Source organism: Cellulosimicrobium cellulans (assembly GCF_007679345.1).
Taxonomy (GTDB): domain Bacteria; phylum Actinomycetota; class Actinomycetes; order Actinomycetales; family Cellulomonadaceae; genus Cellulomonas; species Cellulomonas cellulans_A.
Map to the genome: position 1 here is coordinate 1 of NZ_VEGH01000038.1, position 332 is coordinate 332.

A 332-nucleotide genomic window follows, 5' to 3' on the forward strand; every position below is an offset into this window, starting at 1 on the left:
CGGGACTCGAAGTAGTCGACGGCCGGGAAGCACTGGTCCAGGCGGTCGGTGTCGACCAGCACGACCGCGCCGATCGCGCCGCGCACCAGGTCGTCCCACATGAACAGGAACCGGTCCTGGCCCGGGGTGCCGAACAGGTAAAGCCACAGCGACCCCGGCAGCGCGATGCGCCCGAAGTCCATCGCGACCGTGGTCGACGTCTTGCGGTCGGACACGCCGCCCGCGTCGTCGACGCCGAGCGAGTGCTCGGTCATGGCGGCCTCGGTGTTCAGCGGCTCGATGTCGGAGATCGACCCGATGAACGTCGTCTTGCCGACGGCGAACCCGCCCGC

General features: G+C 69.9%; 1 protein-coding gene. It reads right to left on the minus strand.

Annotated elements, in window-relative coordinates; genetic code table 11:
* Positions 1–332 (minus strand): GTP-binding protein (locus tag FS882_RS20715; RefSeq protein ID WP_187365419.1); only part of this gene is annotated, 332 nt, incomplete at both ends.